The organism is Desulfobaculum senezii, from assembly GCF_054657395.1.
In genome coordinates this window covers 679,263-700,988 of sequence record NZ_BAAHYU010000003.1, presented here as the reverse complement: position 1 = coordinate 700,988, position 21,726 = coordinate 679,263, and the positions used below count along the sequence as shown (strand labels likewise).

Below are 21,726 nucleotides of genomic sequence, written 5' to 3'. Positions count from 1 at the left end.
CGCCTATTCGACGAACGTCTTCACCACCAGCTCTCTGGTGTCGGTATCAAACAGGAACAGCCGGTTCGGATCGAGATACAAATCCACCTGCTCGCCAAGGTGATAACGCGCCACCTCCTGCTCCAGAACAACCATGGGCTTGTCGTGGAACGTGCAGTGCAGTTCCGTATCCGACCCCAGTGTTTCGGACAGGGCGACCTCCGCCTCCAGATGCACAAGGTCGTCGCGCACCTTTTTGGTGTAGAGGTTGTAGGCGCGGATGCCCACGAGGTACTCCCCGCGCGTGAGCTTGTCGCTAAAGTGGCTGACCTCCACGGCAAGCTCGTCGGCAAGGTGGATAAAGGTCCGCCCCTCCTCCTTCACGCACTGGCCGGGCAGAATGTTCATGGTGGGATAGCTGAAATAGCGCCCCACATCGGCAAGCCCGGGATAGCGGTACACGCTTTCAAGGTCGCCGTACTGGAGAATTTCCCCATCCTGCATGTAGCCGACGTGGGTCGCCATGGACAGGGCGTCCACAGGCTCCGGCGTGGCGTAGACCACGACGCCGCCCTTGTCGGAGAGGATGTTTTTCAGCTCGCCACGAAGTTCCTCGCGCAGTTTGTAGTCCAGGTTCGCCAGCGGCTCATCCAAGAAGGTGAAGGTCGCCTCCTTGATAAGGGCGCGGGCGATGGCCGTGCGCTGGCGCTGGCCGCCGCTGACTTCTTCCGGATGGTGACTGAGCACGGCGGTCAGGCCGAGAAGCTCGGCGTACTGGCGGACCTTGCGGTCCAGCTCGTCCTTGCCGGGTTTCGGCCCGCGCCCCGCCAACAGAGGCGAGGCGATGTTGTCGTACACCGTCATGGACGGGTAGTTGATAAACTGCTGGTAGACCATAGCCACCGGCAGCTTTTGCACAGGTTCACGCGTCACGTCCTTGCCGTTGAAATACACACGGCCCCGCGTGGGTTTGTCGATGCCAGCCATGATGCGCAATAGCGTCGTCTTGCCAGCCCCCAACCCACCGAGCAACGTGAGGAACGAACCATCCTCGATATCGACAGATACGTCCTTCAGGACATCGACACCGTCGTAAGTCATGGTGACGTTCTCGACTCGTATGCCCAAAGCGACACTCTCCTTGCTTACCGGCGTGCGCATCGTGCGGCCGCGCCGCACCGGCTTATCCAACCTGTTCTGCGAAACTGGCCACCGCCCTATCGGCAGTTGCCACGGCCAACCCAGCACCACTTCGCGTCCGGACCCAATCCTGATGCGCAAGGATGGACCCGGCAGCATACATCCGCGGGTGATAAGGACGGCCATCCGCGCCGATGACGCGCATGTCTCCGTCCACCTCCACGCCCACGGCGTTGATGTCATGGCCGCCGGGATCAAAATATTCCAAACGGTGCCAGTCCGACCGCGTGGGCGGCTGCGTGACGGGCACGCCCAGCACCGTTTCCTCCACACCAGTGCGCAGCGCCCGCAGGCCGCCGCCAAGAAAACGCCCCGTCGCCAGCACCGCGCCCGTGGCCGTCACCCGCACCTCCGGCGTGCGCGCACCGGCCAAAATCTCCAGCCCATCCGGCACCTGCGTCACGGACAGCGCATCCTTGCGCGCCAACAGACGCACGCCCAACCGGGGCATGGATTCCTCAAAGGCCTCGCGCAGGCGGATGCCCGCAAGAGACGGCGGCATGGACGGAATTTCAAACACCGTCACACCAAGGAGCGCCTCCATGGCCGCCAGCACCTCTCCCGGTGCATGGATGCCCAATATGGCGGGCAGACCGAGCGCCTGCACGCCCTCGCAGTGGGGGCGCAGCACCTCGGCAAAGGCCTCACGGTTGGCGGGGACCTCCAGCGCGCGGGCGACGTGCTCAGCAAAGACTTCGTCGTAGCCCTCCAGCCCCGGAAAAGACACCTGAGCGGCGCGAAGGGCGCGCTCCGGGCCGCAACAATTGGCGGCCACCTGCTTCGCGGAAAAGCCCTTCAGCCCCTCAATGCCCACAATGGCGCAGGCCGCATCCGAGGCGAGAATGTCCGGCCCCTTGGCCATGGTGGCGGGCATGGCCCACGTGGGCTTGAAGGTGCCGGCCGGGGACAGGGCTGACAAATTGCGGTCGCCGCCGTGGACGTAGTCCAGCCCGGCATCGCCAAGAAATGCCACAAACTGTTCCATGGCCGCGCGAACGTCCGATGGCGCCATGCGCGCGTAAGGGTGCTCGGGATTGGCCGCAACCATGCCCCGCAGCCCCTGCCACGGGTCGCCAAAAACATCCTGCGTTCCGGGCAAGAGGCCAAAAACATCCAGATAGCCGCTGGTAAAAACGATGCCGCCAGTGCTACCAAGAAGCACGGCGTCCATACCACGGCGCGAGGCGCTCACCGCCGCCGCCACGCCGGCAAGGCCACACCCGATTATCGCAAGGTCCGCGCGCACATGCTCAGTGGTCATGGCCGTCACCTCCCCCGCTGTCGTCAGTGCCGTCAGGCTCCCCGGTCTGCACCATATCCAACCCCATCAGGCCACAGTGCAGGGCCTCGGCCAACTCCGCCTGCGCAAGCTGCACGCCCCACAGGACGGGCCGCTGGCCCTTGAAACGCTCCGAGAAAAATTCGCGCATACGCACCAACCCCTCGGGGGAATCAAACTCCCCGGCGTCGTACAGGTGCGCTCCAACGCGGATGCCACAGAACGCGCCCTGACAGGCGCCTTTGCCCACGCGGCTGCGCAGGCCAATGGCCCGCAGCGCCGGGCGCGAGGCATATTCCCGGCAGCCGGACATAATGTCGTCCACAGTGCTGCGGGGCACCATTTCGCACTCGCACAGCAGGGCGTCGTCCGGGCTATGGCGGCGCGCCCATTCGCGCGGGGTCAGGCCCGGTTCGGTCCAGCGGCACCGGTCCGCCGGGGGGAGCGCTTCCTCGTGGGTGCGGCACGGGGCGTCCACCCCAAGGCGCTGGCACACAAGGTCGGCGGTCTTCTCGGCCATCAGGCGATAGGTGGTCAGCTTGCCGCCGGTCACGGTGAAAAAGTTCTCCACCCCGTCCTCGGCATGGTCAAAAAGCTCAAAGCCGCGGCTCACGGTGCGGTCATCGCCGCTGCCGCCAAGGTCGATGAGGGGGCGCACTCCGGCGTAGGCCCGCACATAGCGCGCTGTGGCAAGGCGCGGCACCATGGGCGCGCCTTCGATGATATTTTCGTCAACTTCGGGGATGGTGGGACGGATGGTGTCAAGGTTGTGAACGCGCTCCGACGTGGTCCCAAGGACGGACACCGTACCTCCCGGCACCACGATATCGCCGTTGCCGGGGGGACGCAGGCGGTTGATGACGTGGTCGGTCATGCGCTCGTGGGTGACGAGAAGCGTGCCCTTGGAGTAGCGCATGGGGATGGTGATGCCCGCCTTGGCCGCCACCCACGCGGCCCACGCGCCAGACGCGCTGACCACATACTCCGGCTCCACAATGGTTTCCCGCCCGGACCGCGTGTGGCGCAGGTGCACCCGCACAATGCGCCCGCCGTCTATCTCGAACTTCTCCACAACGGTACGGCGCATATACCCCGCGCCCATATCCCGGGCGTGGTACAAATTTTCTAGGGACAGGCGGAAGGGGTCGATGGAGGCATCGCGCACGGCGTAGGCGGCGATGGTCTTGGGCGAGAGTTCCGGCTCCCGCTCTAAGGCGTCCTGCACTGCCATGGGCGTGCAAAGCACGCCGCTGGCCTCGCACAGGCCGGGGAACCGGGCGATGTAGTCTTCATCATCCCCCGCCACGGCAACAAAAAGCCCCCCTGTGTCCTCGACACATTGGGGGGCAATACGTTTGATAATTTCGGCTTCTTCCCGGCACTCCGCAGCGGAATGCGGATCGCTGTGCACGTAGCGCGCACCGCTATGCAGCAGGCCATGGTTACCGCCCGAGGCGCCGGCGTTCACATCGCGTTTTTCCACAACGATGCTCCGAACACCACGCAGGGCCAAATCCCTTGCGAGGCCGGTGCCCGTCGCTCCTCCGCCTATAATCAGCACCTGTGTCTGCATGCGCGCCCCGTTGGCTATTTGCCGACATCTTTCTAAAGTACAAGAAATTGCCAAGCAAATGTACCCCATACGCACAATTTGTCAACACAGCACCGCAAAAAGAACACCACACTCGGCAAAGCAATGTCACATTTCGACCAGCAGTGACAAAGAACCGCCACATGTGGCATACTGCATTCCGAATACATATTGATTAACCACTCAAACACAGCGGTACATATGCCACACACCTCAGAGGCAACACACAACAGCGCTACAGCCACGGGCAATTTTACCGATGCGGCCACCCTCGCGCTGTCCGCCAGACAAAAAGGCATCCTCCGAGGCCTCCTCAGCCGTGGTTTTATGCCGCTGGACGCGCTGGCCGAGCATTTTTCCTGCTCCACACAGACCATCCGGCGCGACGTCCGCGCCCTTGCCGCGCAGGGGCTTATCCGCCGCTACCACGGCGGCGCGGGTCCGGCCTCCGGTTCGCACAATGCCGCTTATGGCGTCCGGCGCGAGCTATGCGCCCCGCAAAAGCGGCGCATTGCGCGCCTTGTAGCCAGCCGCATCCCGGACCATGCCTCGGTGGTGCTGGACATCGGCACCACGTCGGAATTCATCGCCGAGGCGCTGGCCGGGCACACCGGCCTGCGCATTATCACCAACAACCTCAACGTTGCCGCCCTGATGCGCGGCGCGCGCGACGTGGACATTCTGGTCGCGGGCGGACGGCTGCGCCAGCGCGACAACGGCATCATCGGCGAAAGCGCCGTGGAATTCTTCAAGCAGTTTCGCCCGGACTATGGCGTGGTCACCCTCAGCGGCATCGACACCGACGGCACCCTGCTGGACTTTGACGAGCGCGAAATCCGCATTACGCGGTGCATTATGCGCACCTGCCGCCGCGCATTTCTGGCGGCGGACAAGAGCAAGTTCGGACGCGGCGCAATGATGCGCCTTGGCCATATTTCCGACGTGGACGCGCTGTTTACCGACGGCGCGCCCCCCGGACGCTTCCGGGAAATTCTCTCACAGGCCGGAGTCTGCCTGCACGTTGCCGCCGCTGGCGACGAGGACGCCCCCGGCCCCGACAAGCGAGGGCACAATGACTGATACTGCCACGAGGGCGCGGGACATTCCCGCCTTTCGCGCCCTCTCGCGCCAGCTGTTCCCCACCGGGGGCAGCTTTGACACCTGCCTGACCTGCGGCATGTGCTCCTCGGCCTGCCCGGCCACGGGGCTGGCAGGGCTGGACCCGCGCAAGTTCGTGCGCATGGCCACCTTGGGCATGGACGACGAACTGGCGCGCACGCCGTGGGTGTGGATGTGCACCATGTGCCGCCGCTGCGTGCACGTATGCCCCATGCAAATCGACATCCCCGCGCTGGTCTATGCCGCCCGCGCCGCATGGCCGCGCGAGGAGCGCCCGCGCGGGATTATCGGCTCCTGCGACCAAGCCCTGCGCACCCCCGGGGCCAGCGCCATGGGCGCCAGCTCCGAGGACTTCGCCTTCGTTGTCGAGGACGTTTTGGAGGAAGTGCGCGACACGCAGGACGGCCAAGCCGCACTGGACGCGCCCATAGACAAGCACGGCGCCATGTTCTTCCTGAACCAAAACTCCCGCGAACCAGTCACCGAGCCTGACGAAATGGTGCCGCTGTGGAAGATTCTGAACGTGGTGGGGGCGGACTGGACCTACGGCTCTGTTGGCTGGGCCGCGGAAAACTACTGCATGTTTGCAGCGGACGACGCCAGTTGGGAGCGCATCGTCCGAAAAAAGGTGGAGGCGGTTGAAGCGCTGGGCTGTTCAGTCTGGCTCAACACTGAATGAGGCCACGAATTTTACGCAGTCCGGGCCGGACTGGAAAAATTTGGCATTACGCCATCGTTTCGACTGGAGAGCATCATCCCGTGGTACGCGCGCTGGATTCGCGAGGGCAAGCTGCCCGTCAACGCGGACTGGAACCGCGACCTCGGCCTGACCTTTACCATACAGGACCCGTGCCAGCTGGTGCGCAAGACCCTTGGCGATCCCGTGGCCGAGGATCTGCGCTTTGTCACCAAGGCCGTGGTTGGCGAGGAAAACTTCATTGAAATGCACCCCAACCGCTCCAGCAACTACTGCTGCGGCGGGGGCGGCGGCGCGCTCCAATCGGGCTACGCCGCAGAGCGCCGCGCCTACGGCAAATTCAAAGCGCAGCAGATTTTGGCCACCGGGGCGGACTATGTCATCACCCCCTGCCACAACTGCCACTCGCAAATCCACGATTTGCGCTCCGTGTACAATGGTGCGTGGCACACCGTGCACCTGTGGACGCTTATCTGCCTGTCCCTTGGCATCCTTGGCGAAGCCGAGCGCACGTATCTGGGGCAGGAACTGCAATCGCAGTGTCTGTAGCGCGCAGAACGAAACACCGCAAAAAACCTGTAAAATTCGAAACGGGATGCATTGTTCTTTTGACAATGCATCCCGTTTCGCCATACAACTTCACACATGGACATTCCCACAGCGGAAGCAATCATCCCCGTCGCCATTCACGAACAGGATGATTACCTGTGCGACGTGAAGCAGGTTGTCCTCCACGACGTGATGAAGGCCGCGCGGAATGCGTACAACGACGCCATCAGGGCGCATTGTCGGCACTGCTACAAGCCGTTCACCCCTGCGGTACTGCGGGACCTCACCACCCACGAGGAACGCTGTCACGCATGGGCATGGCATCTTGTCTCCGGTGTGGACTCGCCCCTGCCCGAAAGCCTGCTCACCCTCATCGCCAAGCGCTTTGCCGCCGCGCTGGCCGCCTCGCCCCCCATTCCCTCAACAGGCTTTCCCCGTCCGCCCCGGTTCGACTTTCTGCGCTTTTTCCCCTTCCCCCAAGGTCATATAGAAATCCGCAAACTCCCCGGTCCACCCCGGCGCTATATCCTCACCAGCCCCATTTTGCGCAGTTCGTGGTGCACCATGGACATGGCCAGCACCGCCGTTGGCGACCGCGCCTTTTCCCTGCCGCCCGAAGACCTCCCCCTCACCCTCGCCCTTGGCTGGAACGCCCCGCCAGACGCCCCGCACTGCCGCATTCTCGCCGAACTTGCCGAAGACCGCCGCCTCATCCACAGCGCCCAGATGGAAGCCCAAGCCGACGGCCTGCGTCTGCGCCTGCGCTACCGCCGCGCCCTACACGTTACCGGAGCCGAAGCCCCGGTGTAAGCCGTTTCGCGCACGCCCAGTCGTCATCTGCCCAGCGAACCAACGCCCCGTTTCAATGTCCCTTTGCACGCTGCGCCATGCGCTCCCGCCGGAGTGTTCTCCGCCCACTGTGCGCCCACTCTGCGCCGCGCGCCACCAGCACAACACTCCCGGCCTCTCTCCTTCGTCCACCGCCCCGCCCGGCGTACTGCCCCCGATGCCACCGTCACATCAATCACTCTTTTCCCACCGCCCCGCGCATCACTCTGCGTTCCCTGTCCCCCAGCCATTCCTTCACACGTCTCTGCATCTTTCTCCTTATGCGAATCATACAAAATGCTGTGGCATCTCAAGCCGTTCCATTCGCCCTTCTGCGCATTATCCTGCGGCGGCGCCCCGGCATCCGCACATTGTTGTTGACGCGGAGGGCATCAAGGCAGTAGTGAGCGCGCCTTGACACACATCGGCCCCGCCGCACCCGCAACACTGCGCCGGGGCCGCGCTACTTCCTTTTTTTCGCATGAGGTATGGGAATGAGTCTCTTCATCAACATCTTCACGAAGTTTTTCTTCGTGCTGGCCCCCTTTTTTGTGCTGTCCATGTTCCTTGCCCTCACCAAGGGCATGACCAAGCAGGAGCAGCACGGCATCGCCATCCGCACCACCATCTCCACCATTGTGCTGTGCGGCATCATCTTCTTTTTCGGCAACCCGCTGTTCCGGATTCTGGGTATTACGCTGGATAGCTTCCGCATTGGCGCTGGCGCACTGCTGTTTTTGTCCGCTGTCGCACTGGTGCAGGGCAACAAGGACAAAAAGAAGGACGACAAGGTTGACCCCGGCGAAGGCGACATCAGCGTTGTGCCCCTTGCCATCCCCATCGCCGTCGGCCCCGCCACGGTGGGTGTTATGATGGTTATGGGCGCTGGGCTTGGCTCCTCGCTGGAAAAGGCCATCGGCTTTGCCGCCATGTCCGCCGCGGTGGTGTGCCTTGGCGTGATTCTCTTTATGGCCTCGCGCATCAAGCGCGCCCTTGGCAATGTGGGGATTGAAATCCTCACCAAGCTCTCGGGCCTTGTGCTGGCGGCCCTCGCCGCGCAAATCGTCTTCACAGGCATTAAAAATTTCATGCAGTAACGCAAAAGCGCCCCAGCCTTTCGGCCGGGGCGCTTTTTTCATCAGGCGGCTGTGCCGCCGTACGCGCTGATGATGCGCTCCATAAGGTATCCGGGACTCCCCGGCGTCAGCGCGTCAAAGGCCGCTTCCGCCTTCGCGCCGCACACGTCCAGCCGCGCCAACATATCACGCGTTGCCGCGTCCGCCAGCTTCCGCCCGGTTTCGTCCGCGCCAAAGGCGGCGTCCACACGCTCCACCCCGCGCATAAGAAGCACGCTCCACGGCTTCTGCGCCAGGGCAAAGACCCCCGCAATGCGCCGGGCGTCGTCCGCGCTGTATATGGTGCCAACGCACCACAGCATCTGCGACTTGCGCCACTCGCCGCGCAGGCACAGCAGCACCCCGCGCACCATGGACCCGGGATACGTGGTCCACTGCTCTTCCTCCAGCACGTCCAGAAGGGTTGTGTATTCCTCCTCGCCAAAGACGCCGCGCGCGTCATCCACCGCCGCAAACGCCGCGGCACAGTCGCCCTGCTCATAAGCCGTCATCATCTGTTCAATGGCCGCCACCCGCGCGGCCTCGCGCTGGGCAAGGGCCACCCGCTCCGCCGCCGCCCGCCGCGATCGCACGCGGGACGCGGCGCGCTGGGCGCAGGTGTCGTCAATCCCCTGCGCACGAAGCGCCGACGACGGTTCCAGAGCCTCCAACGCGGCGTCATAGTCCACCTCTCCGTCCGCGCCTGTGGCATCCTGCTCCACAAGGGCCACCACATGATGCACCAGGGCGTCAAAGCTCAGCCGCTGGGCAAGGGCGCGAAGCCCCGCCGCTTCAGCCTCGGGCAGGCTGGCAAGGGCCTGCTCATCCTCCACCGCGCCGGATGAAGCCACTATACCGTGGCGCAGGCGGCTGACGGAGAGCTGCTGCTGAAAGGACGCCGAAAGCCGCTCCACCTCGCCACTCCGGAGCCACGGACGCGCGGCGTCAAGGCGCTCGCGCAAACCGGCTTCAGCGGTTTCCACCGCCATCTCGCCCTGCTCCACGGCTTCCACATAAAAGCGCAAATCTGTCCCAAGGCGCTCCACGCGGTCCTCCCGCTCCCGCGCAATGGACCGCTGACGGTTCAGCGCCATAACGCGCCGCGCCTGATAGCGGCAATACCGCCCAAGACGCTCGCGGATTCGCGGGTCCGTGCCCTCATCGGCCACCACGTCATCGTGGTAGGTTTCAAGGGCGTCCCACGCGCCGTCGATGTCGCCCTTTTCCGCCGCTTCGGACACAATGCGCACCACGTCGCGCTCCACATCCACCCGGCGCGAGGCTTCATCGTCCACGGCGCGGAATTCATCCAACCGCTCCATGTCCTGCGTCGCCACCTGCTCAAGCGGGCGTTCGCCGTGCGCGGCCCTCTGTGCAATCTCCGCCATATCGGCACCTTCCTATACGTTGCTCATGTCTTGCGCCACAGTGGCGCTGGATTCGCGCTATCTGGCCGCAAGCAGGGACGAGCCAAGGCCAATCATCTTGCCACGGATAATACTGCCTTGGCGCTGGCGCGCCGCATCGGCGCGCAGGTCGTACTGCCCAGCCGAGTACATGCCGCCGTAGCGCGCCTGCCGGGCGCGGTATTCGGCGTCACGCTCCATATCGAGCATGCTGCGCTCATGGGCCGCAGCCTGTCCGGACAGCACCTCCACGGCGGAACCACCCGAGGCATCAAGGCCGTGAACGCCATAATCCACCATGCTCTGCGCCGCCGCGCGCTGGGACGCGTCGCGCATTCTCAGCGCGTTGTGCTTTGCCTGCCCCTTGATGCGCTTTGCTTCGTATTCCCCGGCAATGCGGGCATTTTCAGCCTGCTGTTTGGCCAGCCGCTCACTTTGCTGGGCGCTCTTGATTTGCGTCCAAGTGGATGTTGCCTGCAGTCCGGCAATTGCCGCCACGGGGAGCATCACTGACATGTCTCTATCCTCCCATAAATGTAATAGTCCCTGCCGCCGTACAGCCGCCGGAGCAGTCCCTCGCGCCGAAAGCCCAGCCGCGACAGCCAGCGGCAACTGGTGGCGTGGCCCCTCACCACAAGGGCCTGCAGGCGCTCAATCTCCGCCTCGGCCACAAGGCGCGGCAACATAAGCACCACCGCCCGCTGAAAGGACAGGGCAAAGCGCGGGGTCTGCGGGCTGGTCAGCGCCCAGCAATCGCCAAGGCCCGGGCGCGACACCACAATGCCCGCACTCGCCACAACGCGCCCCTGCCATAGTCCGCTAAAGGCCGGACCGCTGGCCGCATACATCCGCCCCGTCTCCAATGGGTCCGCCGCGCCAGGCGCGCCCTCCAGCCCCAGTGCATCCAAGGGCCGCAGCCGGATGCGCGCCGCATGCTCAGGGACAAAGGGAACAATCTCCAGCCGCATATCAGTTTCCTCCCACCACTTCAGGCACGCAGCAGATGAGCGTCATGGGCAAGGGGTCGTCCTGCCGCACCGTAAACAGCCCGTCGCGGTCAAACCCGCCGGACAGCCGCACCAACCTATCGCCGGAGTACAGCCCAGGAGCCACGCCAGCGCGCACATCATGCACATGGGAGAGGATGGTCTCGTAGCGGCCTTCACGGTCGTCGCCGGAGCACACACGCCCGCCCACGGTTTCCAAAAAGCGCAGGGTCACGCCCATCACGCGCTTGCGCTTGGTCTGCGAGGTGCCGCCCCCGGCGCCAACCTCCAGCCGCATGGGCTGCAACACGCTGGAATAGCCCAGCCCAACGTGCACCCGCCGCGCATTGCGGTGCAGGTCCACACCGCCGCCGCGCACCACGCGCTCACCAAGCACGCAGCCATCGGCCAGCACCTGAACGCTCTCGCCCTCCAGATGGGACAGGCCGTCCACATGGTCCACAGCCTCGCCCGAGTAGGACAGGCCGCAGTCCACAAAGAAGGCTTCGCTGGCATCGGGCGCGCCGTGAGCGGCAAAGCCCGGGTCCATACGCTCCACATAGCGGCAAACCTGCCCAGCAACCGTGCGCCGCACAAGCAGCCACACCTCGTCGCCCCACGCGCCGGGGATGACGGCCACGGACTCCACACGCCCGTCCCCGCCTAGGGGATGCCGGTGCCATGCGCGCACATTTTCCTCGCTCAGGTAGGTGCACCCCACCAGCGCGCCGTCACTGCGCACACACCACAGCACCCCGTCAGGCTCGCGGGCGTAGTCCATCTCGCACAGCCCCGGACCTGTGGCGTGCTCCGCAAGCAGCGTCAGCTCCGGCGCGGCGTAGCTAAAGGACGCGTAATCAAAGGTCATTTCACGGATTTTGCGCCCGGAGCGGGTCACATAGAGCACGGCGTTGGAGATGAGCTGGGCGGGCATGGACGCACTGCCGTGGGCGGACTGACGCTTGCGCTGGCACTTGGCGGGGGTCATGCCTTCGCCCTCAACGCCGGACCAGACCTTCACCTCCGAGGCATTGGTCCCCACCAGCAGATGCTCCTGATCCATCAGCCATCGGATGGGATTGACGCGGGAGCCGGACAACGTGATTTCAATGGCGTCATCGTCAAGGGGCTCGCCCTGAATGCCATGGTCAAAGAGGCTGGTATTCAGGCGAAAGTCCTCGTACTCGCCGGTGCGCGACAGCCACAGCGTCAGCGGGGCTTCGGGCGTGGCCGCCAGCACAAGCCGGTCCTCATAGAAGCCAATGCACGACGGCCAGCAGCCATCCTTCCACGCCTCAGGCATGGTGTGGCCCTTGGAGATTTCCTTCCAGTACTTGGTTTGCAGCTTGTCGTTGGCGTAAATGCTTTCAATTTCGTCGTCGGCATCCTCGTTTGGGGAGTCCTTGAAGGTCACCTTGAGTTCCCCATCCAGCGCATCAAACTGCCGCGTGCCGATGTACTTGAACCAGTAGGTCACCGTGAACGCAACGCGCCTGAGCAGCCAACAGCACTCAAACAGCGCCCCTTCGGGCAGGGTAAAGGTATCGCCCTGAAACCCCTTGCCGCCGCACAATTCGCCTTCGTAGATGTCGATGTCCCAGCCCGGAGCGTGAAACTCCAGCGGCGCAATGGTCCAATCGTCATGCCCGTGGCGCGTGAGCTTGTGCGGACGCACGTGCGGATGCACCAGATAGAGCACATCCGCACTCTGGGCCACATTCACGTCATGAATCTGGTCCTGCGTCCACGGGGTTGCAATTTCGTAGGGCGCATTGTCCTCGCCAAGGATGACGCCGCCGTCGGTGTAGAACCGCATATACTTGTCACCAAGCTCCAGAACGTAGCTCTGGGACTGGGTGGCGTTGAAGTCAAAGGGGATAAGCCGCGCCGGACGGTCCGCGTGCTTGGCAGGAGCCACAAACCGCGTGCCCGGCCTGCGGAACACACTGCCGTGGGGACGGGGGATGAAGTTCTCCAGCCTGCGGCAGCCGGAATAGTACTTTTCATGGTCCGTTCTGCCATCCATATGCGCGGAGAGTTCGCCCGCGGTGAAGGCGTTGATGATGGGGGTTGCCGTTAGCATGACGCGCCCCGCGCAGTGATGAAACCGTCCGGGCGGCGCGTGACGGGGCGCCCGCCACCCTGCGCATCGCGGCTTTTGGCCGTACGCAGACGCTGGCGGTACAGGTCCTCCATGCGCTCCTTCTCCGCCGAGGAGCCGGTAATCTTCTTGGCCGCGTGGGCGGCAATGCGCGTCGCCAGCGCCACCCGGAAGGTGGGCGGCATTTCGCTGACGCGGGTCACCCGGCGCACGTAGCGCACCTTCATGGTCCCGCTGTCGGCCAGCAGGGCGCGCCCTTCAATGCTAAAGGGCACATCCGGCTGCACCTCCATGACGTACAGGCAATCCGGCGGCAGCACATAGGCCCTGCCGTACCCAAAGCCCGGCCCTTCGGCCGCCCGGGCCAGTTCGGCCCGGGCGATGGCGAAGTTCCACGGATGCTCCTCCAGCAGGGCGTCCCGCTCCTCCTCATAGAGGGCCGAGACGATGCGGGCGCGCTCCGTATCCTGATCCGCCGATGTGATGCGGTCCTCACCCAATTCGATGAGGGCCGCGGACAAAATCCGCGCAGGCACGGCTACATCCCTCCGTCAAACACGCCGCGGAAGAAGTCCTCGTCCTCGTCGCGCTCCGGGCGCCCGCTGTTTTGCGGGGTCAGGCGGGTGACCTCTAGGGCGAAGGTCACGCCGCCGCGCCCATCGCCATGGCCCTGCGGCTCGCCCGCTGTGGCCCGCGCCGCAAGGGCAAACACATCACCGGGGGCGGGGGCCTCTTCCACGCCAAGGCGGCGCAGGGCCGTGGCGTCCAGCATCAAACGGGCGGAACGCTCCGCACCCTGCCGGGGCGCGCCGCCCTGCTCACCCTGCCGCTGACCCGGACCTGCCGCATCATCCAAGCGTCTGAACTGCATATGTCGTTCTCCTTCCCGCCACATGGCGGCGGGGCTGCGTCGTCGTATGGGCGGGCCACACGTGGCGGCCCGCCCTGCGCCCGCTATCGGGCCAGATATTCACCGTAGATGGAAATGGAGCCGCTGGCGGACGGGTCCGAGGTCTGCACCAGCGCCTTCACACCGGGCTGCGCATCCGTGGGGACGGCAAAACGGCCCAGCACTTCACCAGCGCCAATGGGCGCGCCCCCATACACCGTGCACACGGTGCCCAGCTCCTCAGGCATGCTGCCGCCATGCAGCAGCTTCACCGTCAGTGTTTTGCCCTCGGCAAGGGCAATTTCGGAGGCGGCCTCCACCACCACCTGCGCCGCGCCCAGGGTGCCGGAGTAGTCCTGCGGCGTGCCGTTGCCGTTGGCCGTGGTGTCCTTGGGCAGGGGCATATCCTTCGCCAGATAGCCGTCGTGCATCTTCAGGGTCTGCGTGTACATGCGTCCTCCTATTTCTTGACCGTGACGCTCTGCTCGGTCGCGTCCTCGAAGTTGTAGCTGGTGATGATGGGCACGCCATTCCATTCGGCGATGCGGCGGTCCACATTGCGGTCGCTGGGGGCCATCTGGAAGGCTGCGCCCTTGCCCGCCTCGGCGAGGATGGACAGCACCTTGCGGTGACAGAACAGGAAGGTGCCCTTCTGGGCGCGGACCATGTCCAGCAGATTATCCACCATCACGGCGGTGGGCTTTTTGTCCTCGGTGATGTTCACAAGGCCCGCCACGGTGTTGGGGTTGGCCACCTGCATGCCGAAGTAGCCCTTGTAGCGCACGCCGTAGCCAAGGATGCCGTTTTCGTTCTCGTACAGGCCGCCGTTGTTGATGGCGGTCACATTCAGCAGGCCGCCCTGCTTGAAGCCCACGGGGCTGTAGAGGCCGGTGGTCTCGCCGGAGACGAAACGCACCGCAAGGATGGACCAGCACCCGCCAGAGGAGCCGCCGGCATTGATTAGGGCGTTATTGTCCAGGGCAAACTGGCGCAGGTTCCTGTAGATGATGGCTTTTTCCGCATCCACACCCAGCTTGCGCAGGGCCTTGGGGGTTTTTTTGGCGAAGTACTTGTCCCTGCCGCCAAAGGCGCGGGCCTTGTCCTCCGGGCAAAACATCTTGGCGCCCATGATGGAGAGGTCCACCTTGCGCAGGCGGGAATCCACATCAATGGAGTCCAGCGGCGCGTCCATATCCACAAAGCCGCCGCCGGAGACTTCCGCCACTTCCTCATACACGTTCCACAGGGCGTGGGAGGCTTCCTCAAAGGGAATCACGTCAAGGACGGGAGTCTCCTCGGTCAGCCAGTCCACCTGCTTGGGCTGCTTTTTGGCGTAGGCCGCCGAAATCTCGCGCAGTGTTCCGGTAATGCTCATGAAATGTGCTCCTTTCGCACGTCTGTTGGGGCTTGGCCCCCGTGTTCATCGGCCCGGAAGCGTCTCCGGGCCGCCCCGGTCAGCCGCCGAAGACCTCTTCGGCGAAGAACCGTTCCGTGGACATGGTGGGGCGGCGGCCCTGCGGACCACCATTGCCCGCCGCCCATGTGTCCTCCGTGAAGGCCATTCCCACGCTGTGGAACAGGCGCACCATGGCGGCATTGTCGCCAAAGGCGTCAAGCACGCCGCGCGCCTCGTCCTGCGTCAGGCCCGCCTGCTCGGCAACGCGCCCAAATCCGCGCCGCGCTACGTCAAGGTTTCTGTCCGTCTGCTCGCCCCACAACTGGCGCAGCTGCTGGCCTGTCTGCTCGCGGCGCGCTCCGGCCATGGCCTCGTCGCCCTCGGCAAACTGCGACACAAGAGCGTTGTAGCGGTCGGCCAGGCCCTGCGCCTGCTGGGGCGACAGGCCAAGCTCGTGGGCGGACGCGCGGAACCAATCCACAAAGGTCCCGTCCGCCTCTACGCCTTCGGGCATATCCAGTTCGTAGCCTTCCGGGGCTTCGGGCACGCCCACCATCTTGCGCAGCTGGGCATCAAAGGCGGCCTGCTCCTCATCGGTGGCGTCCTCGCTGGGCGGCGTCAGACCAATGGTCTTGCGCCCCACCAGAGAACGCGCATGCAGAAGCGAGCGCGCCATATCCGCCGGGGACTTGAACTCCCGCAGGCTCGGATGCTCGCGCAGGGGCACGTTGTGGCCGTCCACATCAATGGCGGCGTCCTCGGGAATGACATCCTCTATCCAGTGAGCCGGTGTGGAAGGTGTCTCAATGCCGTTTCCGGTCTCGGGGGCGGGGGAGGCTTCCATATTCATGGTCCGTCAGCTCCTTTCGCAGCAGTGTCCTGTGCGGTTTCAAGAAATTCGAGAAGTTGAAAAAGCGTCATGCGGCCGTAGCGGAAGGCCACCTGTTCGCCGCTGTGCCAGTCCGTTGGCGCTCCGGTGGGCGCCATAAAACAGTGGGTACGCAGCACCTCCCGCAAGACGCGGCCCGAGGGCGTCCCAAGCGCCGCACGTACATGCGCTGCAATGTCCTGTTCCGTCATGCCGTCCAGGGTCATGTGGCGTCCTCCATACCCGTGAGCAGCGCCTTGGCCGGGCTGCCCTCCTCAGGCGCGCTGGCAAGGTCCGGAAAGACCTTCGCGGCCTCGCGCAGTTCCGACAGCTGCTCCTTCATGGCGAGTTTGGCGGTGTTTTCGTCGCGCTCTCGCCGCACCCGGCGCACCGCCGCGCGGGAGCGGATGCCCCGTTGCGGGAAGCCCCGGCTTTCCATGAGCCGCCGCAGGTTCTCGTCGTGATCGAAGTTATCCAGCACCTCGGGCGCAACCGCGGCCAGCTGTCCGGCATCCGCGTAGGTTTGCAGCACGGTCTGGGCGCGGCCCTCCTTCTGGGCCAGCATCAGCGGGCTGACGTACTCCGCGTGCAGCCGCCGTCCCACAAGTTCCGGGGGCGGGGGCGGCAGTTCACCGCGCCGCTCCAAGAGCCTGTGGAGCCTGTCGAACAACCTGCCGAAGTTCTCCTGCTGCTGATTGACGAGCAGCGGCCCCAGCAGGAACATGCGCTCGCTGGCAAGCTCCGCCACCTCCCGCGCGGTGGGCGTGGCCCCGGCGCTGCTGCGGGAGCGGATGGTCAGGAACAGGTCCACAAAGAACGCCGCGTCGATGTCCTTTCGCGTGGCCTGCATGAGTTCCCACGAAAAGCGCGGGTCGCCGCCAACGGAGAGTGGGCCAAAGTCCGCAAGGCTGTTGCCCTCGGCGCGGCGGTAGTAGTTCATGGCCCGCGGCTCAAAGGAGAAGCGGCCCACGAACCCGTCGTCCGGCACCAGATAGGGCGGAGCAACGGCCAACTGACCAGCCTCAAGGATGAGGCGCTTCATCTCATTGAGCATCTTCACGTCGGCAAGGGCTTCCGTGCCCGGACTGGTGGAATAGGCGGTGCCCGGCAGGCGGTGGTAGCGGGCGACGATGTAGGGCAATTCCTCATAGCCGCCGGTGGACACGATGTTCCGGGAGCCAAGCTCCATATAGACTGACGCAAAGGGCAGCGCCCCGCCTGCGTTGCCCGACGCGGCGCTGCCGCGCGGAAACACCGCATGCAGGAAATCAAACCGCTCGCCCTGCCGCCGCACCTCCTGCGCCGCGCGGCGCACGGTGTCCGGCATATTCTCCAGCCCCCAGCGCGACGCCGCATCCCGCGCAGTCAGGGTGAAGCGGCGGAACACCGTATCCACCACGCCCTGCGCGTTTTCCTCAATGAACACCTCCGACAGGGGCAGCGCCTTAAAGCGCACCCCGCCGTCTGCGCCCTCGTCCAAATACATGCACTGCCAGCCGAAGAGACCGGACTGGTGGTAGGCTAGCGCCTGCTCGCGGTAGAAGCCGCCCTCGGCAAGCGCCGCGTAAAAGGCGTCCTCCACATCCTGCAGCCACGTCCGCACGTCCGGACGGTCCGCAACATCGGGGTCGTCCAGCTCCAGCGAAAACCACCGCTGCGCCGGGGAACACGCGCCGGAGAGCATGCCCGCAGCAAAGACGCCCGCCGCGCGCGTTGCCGTGGCGTCCACGATTTCGGGGCGGCGGCGGATTTGCGGCTCACTGCCGGAAAAACCCGCGTACTCCGGCCCCATAAAGGTGGCGACGTCCTCCCACACGGGATCAAAGGGCTGGCGCGCCTGCCGCGCGGCGTCAAAGCGCCGCAGCACTTCCCGCGCAGTTTCGCGCTGTGCGCCGCCGCGTTCTGGTGCGCTCCGGGATGGGGCGGCCAGCGTGTCGCGTTGTGTCTGCATGCTCACCCCAGCGTGGTCTTGCGCACCCGCGCGGACGAGCTGTCACCCGTTGCGCTGGTGGCGATTGTGGATGCCGAAGCGCGCCTGCGGCGCTCTGCTTCGCGCCGCCGCGCGGCCTCAAGGCGCTTTTGCGCCTCCAGTTCCGCGGTGTCCGGCTCCTCCGGTGGCGGGGGCGGTGGCGGCAAGTCCGGTTTGGACGGTTTGGAAAAAATCACTCCACCCATGCTGCGTTCCTCCTTGTACTGTCGTGGTGATGCCCGCTTCAGCAGGCGTGGGTCTGCATGGCGCTCTGCATGCCGCTTTCGCCAACCTCGGCGTAGCGCTGGCGCATGCCGCCCCCGCGCACGGGGTGGGCAAAAGTCAGAGCCAATGCGTCGGCAAGGTCGGGACTGCGCAGGCCGCGCCGTTTCATGTCGTCCTTGGACTCCAGAACAAGCCGCCCGGAGCTGTCGTAGGAATACGACGGGGCCACGATGTCCGCGTGCAGGGCGTCATCATCGGGAATGTCCGCCTGCGCGGCGTCCCCCAGCCACTGCCGCATCAAGCCCCACATCTCCGCGCGTCTGTTGGCGTAGCGCTCCGGCCTGTTGGCCCGGCTGCCAAAATTCACTGCGCTGACGCGGCCGCTCAGGCCCATCTCGCGCAGGCGGTCCACCACCCCAGCGCCCAGCCCGCCAGCATCCACAAACAGCCGCGCCACGTAGGGGCGTTCACTCTCAAGGATGCGTACGCACTCCCCGGCCACCTGCATGGTGTCGCGCCGCACCAGCCGCCGCTGGCCAAAGGCCAAGCGCCCCTGCCGGAACATTACGCCCGTGGCGTCATTGCCAAAGCGGGCGGGGTCCACGCCGCACACCACAGGGCCGCACCCTGCGGCGTCCGCCTTGCGCGCCCGCATCACCACCTCCGGGGCAATGAACGGCTCCACGCCTGTAAAGCTGAACGCCTCCGCCGCCGTGGCCGGATACTCGCGCCGGAACAGCACCGCATCGCGCAGTTCCGCAATTTTGTTGCGCCGCCAGACGATTTGCTCCATGTCCAGCCCATGGGCGGCGCGGTACTGCTGCTCCTCGTCAGTGGGCATAAAGTCTTCGGGCACTTCGCGGCGGTATTCCGGTTGCCAAAACCACGGGATAAACACCGCCATAAACGGCGATTCCCCAGCCTCGGCCCGCTGCCACTCCTGATGGAAAAAATCGCCCATGCCATTGGCTGTGGACTCCAGCACCACCTCGGTCCCTTCGGCATCGGGCACGGTCTGGAGCATGCCCGCGGCGTGCTCGGCGGCGTTCTTCCAAAACGCCACCTCGGACCCGTGCAGGTACTGGATGGTCTGGGAACGGCCCGCGCCGCGTGCGCCAGCCGTTGCCACGCGGTAGCCGGAATCAAGGCGGGGGAACTGGAGCTCACGCGAGTTGTCGTGCCCAAGGACGGGGCGGACTGCTGCGGGACAATGGTCGTAGTAGCGTTTGACCATCCCCAGCAGTCCGCGCGCGGCTTCCATCTCGTGCGCCATAACCAGCGCGTGACAGCCGCGGGCGTGCGTCACCCGCCAAAAATACCGGGCCGCAACATAGGTGGAGCACCCCTGCTGCCGTCCTTTGAGAATCAGCGCCCGCACCCGCCCTGCGCTGCGGCGTTGGTCCTCAAGGCGCGCGTGGAGGGTACGCTGGGCCTTGTTGAGCCGCAGGGGCGTCAGCCCGTCGCTCTTGGTCCGCACCCACAGACACCGCTCTGCGTAGTGCGGAAAGTCAGTTTTCAGGCGCCTGCGAATATTGCGTTCACGTTCCGTCATTCCAGTTCTTCCAGCCGCTGTTCATGTGTGCCGCCGGTCCGTGCCGGGTCGGCCTTGTCCGAAAACATCTGCAAATACTTGCCAAGCAGGCTCAGCGCTCTGTTGGCGTTGGAGGCGTCAAAACGGTATTCGCCGCCCTCTACCGCGCTGCGCCCTGCCGGGGCCGGGGCGGCCTGCATGCACCGCTCCGCCACTTCCTTCAGGCGCGCCGTCACCCACTGCCGCGTCACCGCGTCGTGCATACGCGCGTCCTCCTGCATGGTGGTCACGGCCTGCGCCACCCCAGAATGCCGCAGCAGACGCTTGCCCGTGGCGGATGCGGTGCGCTCCGCATACCCGGCCTGCACGGCGGCCTGCTCCTCGTCCCCCAGCACGGCGTACGCCGCTGCAAAACGCTCCTGCCGCTTTGTGAGCATTGTTCTCCCTCATTCTTTCGTTTCCTCCGAATTTCCCGCCTGATGGGGTTTTCCATGCCTGCCCCACTTGCACCGCGCCGGAAAATCATCCATACTGAAAGTGCCTGGGACACAGGCGAGATGTGACGATCTTGAGAATGAACACAAGCAGTACGCGACGTCCCCGCCGTTCGGCTTTGCCGTCTCGGGGGGAGCACGCAGGGGGTAGCTCCCCATTACAAAAAAGTGCGTTCTGGATTACGTCATCCGCGGTGCTCCCGGGCTTTTTCATGCCTTCGTCAGCCCGCGCGGGCGCTCCGCCTTTTTCCCGCCGTATCAGGCCCTTTCAGCGTTCCTGTCCTCCTGTTAGCACCTTCGTTCGTCAGGGTGGGGCACATGTGCCATGTGGCACCACAAGCCCAAATTTTCCGCAGCGGTATCAACAGCGGCGGCGCGCTCCTCGTCAGCGAGCGTGCACATGCGCTCCTCCGTGCGAAACACGCGCTCGCACACGCGGCAGATTCGGATGCGAAACATCAGGTCATTGCCACAGTGTCTGGTCCGCAGCACCCGGGTCTTTCCTGCACAATCAGGGCAATACATGGCGTCTCTCCTTGCGCGCTAGTAGGCGCGGGTAATGGTCAAATGAAACGTTTCCTCACCAATGGCCTGCGCCAGCGCCGCCAGCGCCCGGCGTGAAGCCAGCACCCCACGCGCCCCGCCAACACGGCCCACCCGCTCACCGGGCAGAATGCAGCCCGCCGTATCCGGCGCAGTGTTCCCCGCGTGAAAGACAATCCCGGTGCGCCCCGGCACATCCTGCACGGCGTACACATTGCCGAACCGGGCGCTGTGCCGCCTGCGGCACAGGTACTGCCCAACGGGGATGCAGGACCGATTCACCGCATTGGCGCGCTCCGGCGGCTCCAACGTGCAACAGCACAGCCGCTTGTCCACGCGCACAACGCCAAAGGTCCCCTGCGCCGAGGTTTCAAGCCGAATGAGTTCCACCACGGGCGTGTGCCACATTGCGCCGTCATCCCGCTTTGTCATGATGCCTCCCTGTGTTCGCGGCGCCCGTTTCTCACGCCGCGCGCTGTGTATGAACTGTGGCTAGAATCCGCACACCGGGTCCGCCCCGGCCGCATCGCCGCCAATGGCGCCACTGGCCCACGGACACGCCGTCATGACATGCTCTGGCAGGGCGTAATTGGCGTCGTCCCCGTCCTCATCCTCCGGCGCGCGCTCCTGCCACAAAACGCTCTGGGCATGGGCGCGGTTGAGGCGGCACACCAACTGCCGCGCGCCGCGCACCCACACCCGAGGGTCCGGCATGCTGCCACCAAACGCCGCAAACACCTCCGATACGGCCAGGGTCAGCACCCCGCCCCCCTCCAGCCGAAGCCGGTACGACACCGCTTCTCGCTCCGAAGCCGGAAGCACCGGCCATTGCCACGCCAATTCATCTGACTCCGCCGCCTCGCAGCGCCGGACCAGCCCTGCGGCGCACATTTCGAACGCGCCGCCAGTGCCGGGCACGGGGACAAAACGCAACCCTCCACTTCCACCATTTTGCATGTCG

Annotated in this window: 23 protein-coding genes; 4 read left to right on the top strand and 19 right to left on the bottom strand. The window is 65.1% G+C overall.

Translation table 11 applies throughout. The annotated features are described in order from the left end of the window. Positions 1–3 precede the first annotated feature (3 nt). Genes ACYQ2T_RS12195 through glpA form a run of 3 tightly spaced genes read right to left on the bottom strand, consistent with a single transcriptional unit; the run spans position 4 to position 4,031 of the window. On the bottom strand, positions 4–1,107 hold the full coding sequence (locus ACYQ2T_RS12195) for an ABC transporter ATP-binding protein (protein ID WP_459900887.1): 1,104 nt from the start codon (positions 1,105–1,107) through the stop codon (positions 4–6). 55 nt (positions 1,108–1,162) lie between these two features. Further along, complete coding sequence (glpB, locus tag ACYQ2T_RS12190; protein WP_459900886.1) at positions 1,163–2,440, bottom strand: glycerol-3-phosphate dehydrogenase subunit GlpB; 1,278 nt, start codon at positions 2,438–2,440, stop codon at positions 1,163–1,165. Beyond that, positions 2,430–4,031, bottom strand: a complete 1,602-nt coding sequence (gene glpA / locus ACYQ2T_RS12185) for an anaerobic glycerol-3-phosphate dehydrogenase subunit A (protein ID WP_459900884.1) — start codon at positions 4,029–4,031, stop codon at positions 2,430–2,432. The genes glpB and glpA overlap by 11 nt, the downstream gene beginning before the upstream one ends. A gap of 219 nt (positions 4,032–4,250) precedes the next feature. On the opposite strand from glpA, the gene ACYQ2T_RS12180 reads away from it, so the two are divergent. The 4 genes from ACYQ2T_RS12180 (at position 4,251) to ACYQ2T_RS12165 (ending at position 8,339) form a co-directional block, all read left to right on the top strand. Next, positions 4,251–5,129, top strand: a complete 879-nt coding sequence (locus ACYQ2T_RS12180) for a DeoR/GlpR family DNA-binding transcription regulator (RefSeq protein ID WP_459900883.1) — start codon at positions 4,251–4,253, stop codon at positions 5,127–5,129. Next, positions 5,122–6,414, top strand: coding sequence for a (Fe-S)-binding protein (locus tag ACYQ2T_RS12175; RefSeq protein WP_459900881.1), 1,293 nt, complete (start codon positions 5,122–5,124; stop codon positions 6,412–6,414). The genes ACYQ2T_RS12180 and ACYQ2T_RS12175 overlap by 8 nt, the downstream gene beginning before the upstream one ends. Positions 6,415–6,510: 96 nt before the next feature. Continuing rightward, on the top strand, positions 6,511–7,224 hold the full coding sequence (locus tag ACYQ2T_RS12170; RefSeq protein ID WP_459900879.1) for a hypothetical protein: 714 nt from the start codon (positions 6,511–6,513) through the stop codon (positions 7,222–7,224). A gap of 512 nt (positions 7,225–7,736) precedes the next feature. Continuing rightward, on the top strand, positions 7,737–8,339 hold the full coding sequence (locus ACYQ2T_RS12165; protein ID WP_404843539.1) for a MarC family protein: 603 nt from the start codon (positions 7,737–7,739) through the stop codon (positions 8,337–8,339). Between the two features lie 41 nt (positions 8,340–8,380). On the opposite strand, the gene ACYQ2T_RS12160 is transcribed toward ACYQ2T_RS12165, so the two are convergent. The 16 genes from ACYQ2T_RS12160 to ACYQ2T_RS12085 all read right to left on the bottom strand — a co-directional run bounded on the left by ACYQ2T_RS12160 (position 8,381) and on the right by ACYQ2T_RS12085 (position 21,722). Continuing rightward, complete coding sequence (locus ACYQ2T_RS12160; RefSeq protein ID WP_459900878.1) at positions 8,381–9,745, bottom strand: hypothetical protein; 1,365 nt, start codon at positions 9,743–9,745, stop codon at positions 8,381–8,383. 57 nt (positions 9,746–9,802) lie between these two features. Beyond that, positions 9,803–10,279: a hypothetical protein gene (locus ACYQ2T_RS12155; RefSeq protein WP_459900876.1), complete on the bottom strand. Its 477-nt coding sequence runs from the start codon at positions 10,277–10,279 to the stop codon at positions 9,803–9,805. Next, a complete protein-coding gene (locus tag ACYQ2T_RS12150; RefSeq protein ID WP_459900874.1) occupies positions 10,270–10,731 on the bottom strand; it encodes a hypothetical protein in 462 nt (153 codons plus the stop codon). Before ACYQ2T_RS12150 ends, ACYQ2T_RS12155 begins: the two co-directional genes overlap by 10 nt. Position 10,732: 1 nt before the next feature. Continuing rightward, positions 10,733–12,832 carry a phage tail protein gene (locus ACYQ2T_RS12145; protein ID WP_459900873.1) on the bottom strand — a complete coding sequence of 700 codons (2,100 nt, stop codon included), beginning with the start codon at positions 12,830–12,832 and terminating at the stop codon, positions 10,733–10,735. Next, on the bottom strand, positions 12,826–13,386 hold the full coding sequence (locus tag ACYQ2T_RS12140) for a phage connector family protein (RefSeq protein ID WP_459900871.1): 561 nt from the start codon (positions 13,384–13,386) through the stop codon (positions 12,826–12,828). The genes ACYQ2T_RS12145 and ACYQ2T_RS12140 overlap by 7 nt, the downstream gene beginning before the upstream one ends. A gap of 2 nt (positions 13,387–13,388) precedes the next feature. Next, on the bottom strand, positions 13,389–13,721 hold the full coding sequence (locus tag ACYQ2T_RS12135) for a hypothetical protein (RefSeq protein WP_459900870.1): 333 nt from the start codon (positions 13,719–13,721) through the stop codon (positions 13,389–13,391). Between the two features lie 83 nt (positions 13,722–13,804). After that, on the bottom strand, positions 13,805–14,191 hold the full coding sequence (locus ACYQ2T_RS12130) for a hypothetical protein (protein WP_459900869.1): 387 nt from the start codon (positions 14,189–14,191) through the stop codon (positions 13,805–13,807). 8 nt (positions 14,192–14,199) lie between these two features. Next, positions 14,200–15,114 (bottom strand): major capsid protein, encoded by a 915-nt coding sequence (locus tag ACYQ2T_RS12125; RefSeq protein ID WP_459900867.1) that lies wholly within the window; start codon positions 15,112–15,114, stop codon positions 14,200–14,202. Between the two features lie 79 nt (positions 15,115–15,193). Beyond that, complete coding sequence (locus ACYQ2T_RS12120) at positions 15,194–15,985, bottom strand: hypothetical protein (protein WP_459900866.1); 792 nt, start codon at positions 15,983–15,985, stop codon at positions 15,194–15,196. Beyond that, on the bottom strand, positions 15,982–16,230 hold the full coding sequence (locus ACYQ2T_RS12115) for a hypothetical protein (protein ID WP_404843549.1): 249 nt from the start codon (positions 16,228–16,230) through the stop codon (positions 15,982–15,984). Before ACYQ2T_RS12115 ends, ACYQ2T_RS12120 begins: the two co-directional genes overlap by 4 nt. Then, positions 16,227–17,954 (bottom strand): portal protein, encoded by a 1,728-nt coding sequence (locus ACYQ2T_RS12110; RefSeq protein ID WP_459900865.1) that lies wholly within the window; start codon positions 17,952–17,954, stop codon positions 16,227–16,229. Before ACYQ2T_RS12110 ends, ACYQ2T_RS12115 begins: the two co-directional genes overlap by 4 nt. Before the next feature lie 2 nt (positions 17,955–17,956). Continuing rightward, positions 17,957–18,178, bottom strand: coding sequence for a hypothetical protein (locus ACYQ2T_RS12105; protein ID WP_404843551.1), 222 nt, complete (start codon positions 18,176–18,178; stop codon positions 17,957–17,959). A gap of 38 nt (positions 18,179–18,216) precedes the next feature. Beyond that, entirely contained in the window at positions 18,217–19,749 is a 1,533-nt protein-coding gene (locus ACYQ2T_RS12100) for a terminase large subunit (RefSeq protein WP_459900863.1), read from the bottom strand. After that, positions 19,746–20,165, bottom strand: coding sequence for a terminase small subunit (locus ACYQ2T_RS12095; RefSeq protein WP_459900861.1), 420 nt, complete (start codon positions 20,163–20,165; stop codon positions 19,746–19,748). The genes ACYQ2T_RS12100 and ACYQ2T_RS12095 overlap by 4 nt, the downstream gene beginning before the upstream one ends. 600 nt (positions 20,166–20,765) lie before the next feature. After that, entirely contained in the window at positions 20,766–21,197 is a 432-nt protein-coding gene (locus ACYQ2T_RS12090) for a DUF5675 family protein (protein ID WP_459900859.1), read from the bottom strand. A 60-nt stretch (positions 21,198–21,257) separates the two neighbouring features. Next, positions 21,258–21,722 (bottom strand): hypothetical protein, encoded by a 465-nt coding sequence (locus ACYQ2T_RS12085; protein WP_459900858.1) that lies wholly within the window; start codon positions 21,720–21,722, stop codon positions 21,258–21,260. Between the last annotated feature and the right edge of the window lie 4 nt (positions 21,723–21,726).

Coding starts and splice junctions, on each gene's coding strand:
- ACYQ2T_RS12180 (WP_459900883.1), top strand. CDS start 4,251: ATGCCACACACCTCAGAGGCAACACACAACAGCGCTACAGCCACGGGC.
- ACYQ2T_RS12110 (WP_459900865.1), bottom strand. CDS start 17,954: ATGCAGACACAACGCGACACGCTGGCCGCCCCATCCCGGAGCGCACCA.
- ACYQ2T_RS12090 (WP_459900859.1), bottom strand. CDS start 21,197: ATGACAAAGCGGGATGACGGCGCAATGTGGCACACGCCCGTGGTGGAA.
- ACYQ2T_RS12150 (WP_459900874.1), bottom strand. CDS start 10,731: ATGCGGCTGGAGATTGTTCCCTTTGTCCCTGAGCATGCGGCGCGCATC.
- ACYQ2T_RS12100 (WP_459900863.1), bottom strand. CDS start 19,749: ATGACGGAACGTGAACGCAATATTCGCAGGCGCCTGAAAACTGACTTT.
- ACYQ2T_RS12125 (WP_459900867.1), bottom strand. CDS start 15,114: ATGAGCATTACCGGAACACTGCGCGAGATTTCGGCGGCCTACGCCAAA.
- glpB (WP_459900886.1), bottom strand. CDS start 2,440: ATGACCACTGAGCATGTGCGCGCGGACCTTGCGATAATCGGGTGTGGC.
- ACYQ2T_RS12105 (WP_404843551.1), bottom strand. CDS start 18,178: ATGGGTGGAGTGATTTTTTCCAAACCGTCCAAACCGGACTTGCCGCCA.
- ACYQ2T_RS12135 (WP_459900870.1), bottom strand. CDS start 13,721: ATGCAGTTCAGACGCTTGGATGATGCGGCAGGTCCGGGTCAGCGGCAG.
- ACYQ2T_RS12085 (WP_459900858.1), bottom strand. CDS start 21,722: ATGCAAAATGGTGGAAGTGGAGGGTTGCGTTTTGTCCCCGTGCCCGGC.
- ACYQ2T_RS12115 (WP_404843549.1), bottom strand. CDS start 16,230: ATGACCCTGGACGGCATGACGGAACAGGACATTGCAGCGCATGTACGT.
- ACYQ2T_RS12145 (WP_459900873.1), bottom strand. CDS start 12,832: ATGCTAACGGCAACCCCCATCATCAACGCCTTCACCGCGGGCGAACTC.
- ACYQ2T_RS12120 (WP_459900866.1), bottom strand. CDS start 15,985: ATGAATATGGAAGCCTCCCCCGCCCCCGAGACCGGAAACGGCATTGAG.
- ACYQ2T_RS12095 (WP_459900861.1), bottom strand. CDS start 20,165: ATGCTCACAAAGCGGCAGGAGCGTTTTGCAGCGGCGTACGCCGTGCTG.
- ACYQ2T_RS12130 (WP_459900869.1), bottom strand. CDS start 14,191: ATGTACACGCAGACCCTGAAGATGCACGACGGCTATCTGGCGAAGGAT.
- ACYQ2T_RS12165 (WP_404843539.1), top strand. CDS start 7,737: ATGAGTCTCTTCATCAACATCTTCACGAAGTTTTTCTTCGTGCTGGCC.
- ACYQ2T_RS12160 (WP_459900878.1), bottom strand. CDS start 9,745: ATGGCGGAGATTGCACAGAGGGCCGCGCACGGCGAACGCCCGCTTGAG.
- ACYQ2T_RS12155 (WP_459900876.1), bottom strand. CDS start 10,279: ATGTCAGTGATGCTCCCCGTGGCGGCAATTGCCGGACTGCAGGCAACA.
- glpA (WP_459900884.1), bottom strand. CDS start 4,031: ATGCAGACACAGGTGCTGATTATAGGCGGAGGAGCGACGGGCACCGGC.
- ACYQ2T_RS12170 (WP_459900879.1), top strand. CDS start 6,511: ATGGACATTCCCACAGCGGAAGCAATCATCCCCGTCGCCATTCACGAA.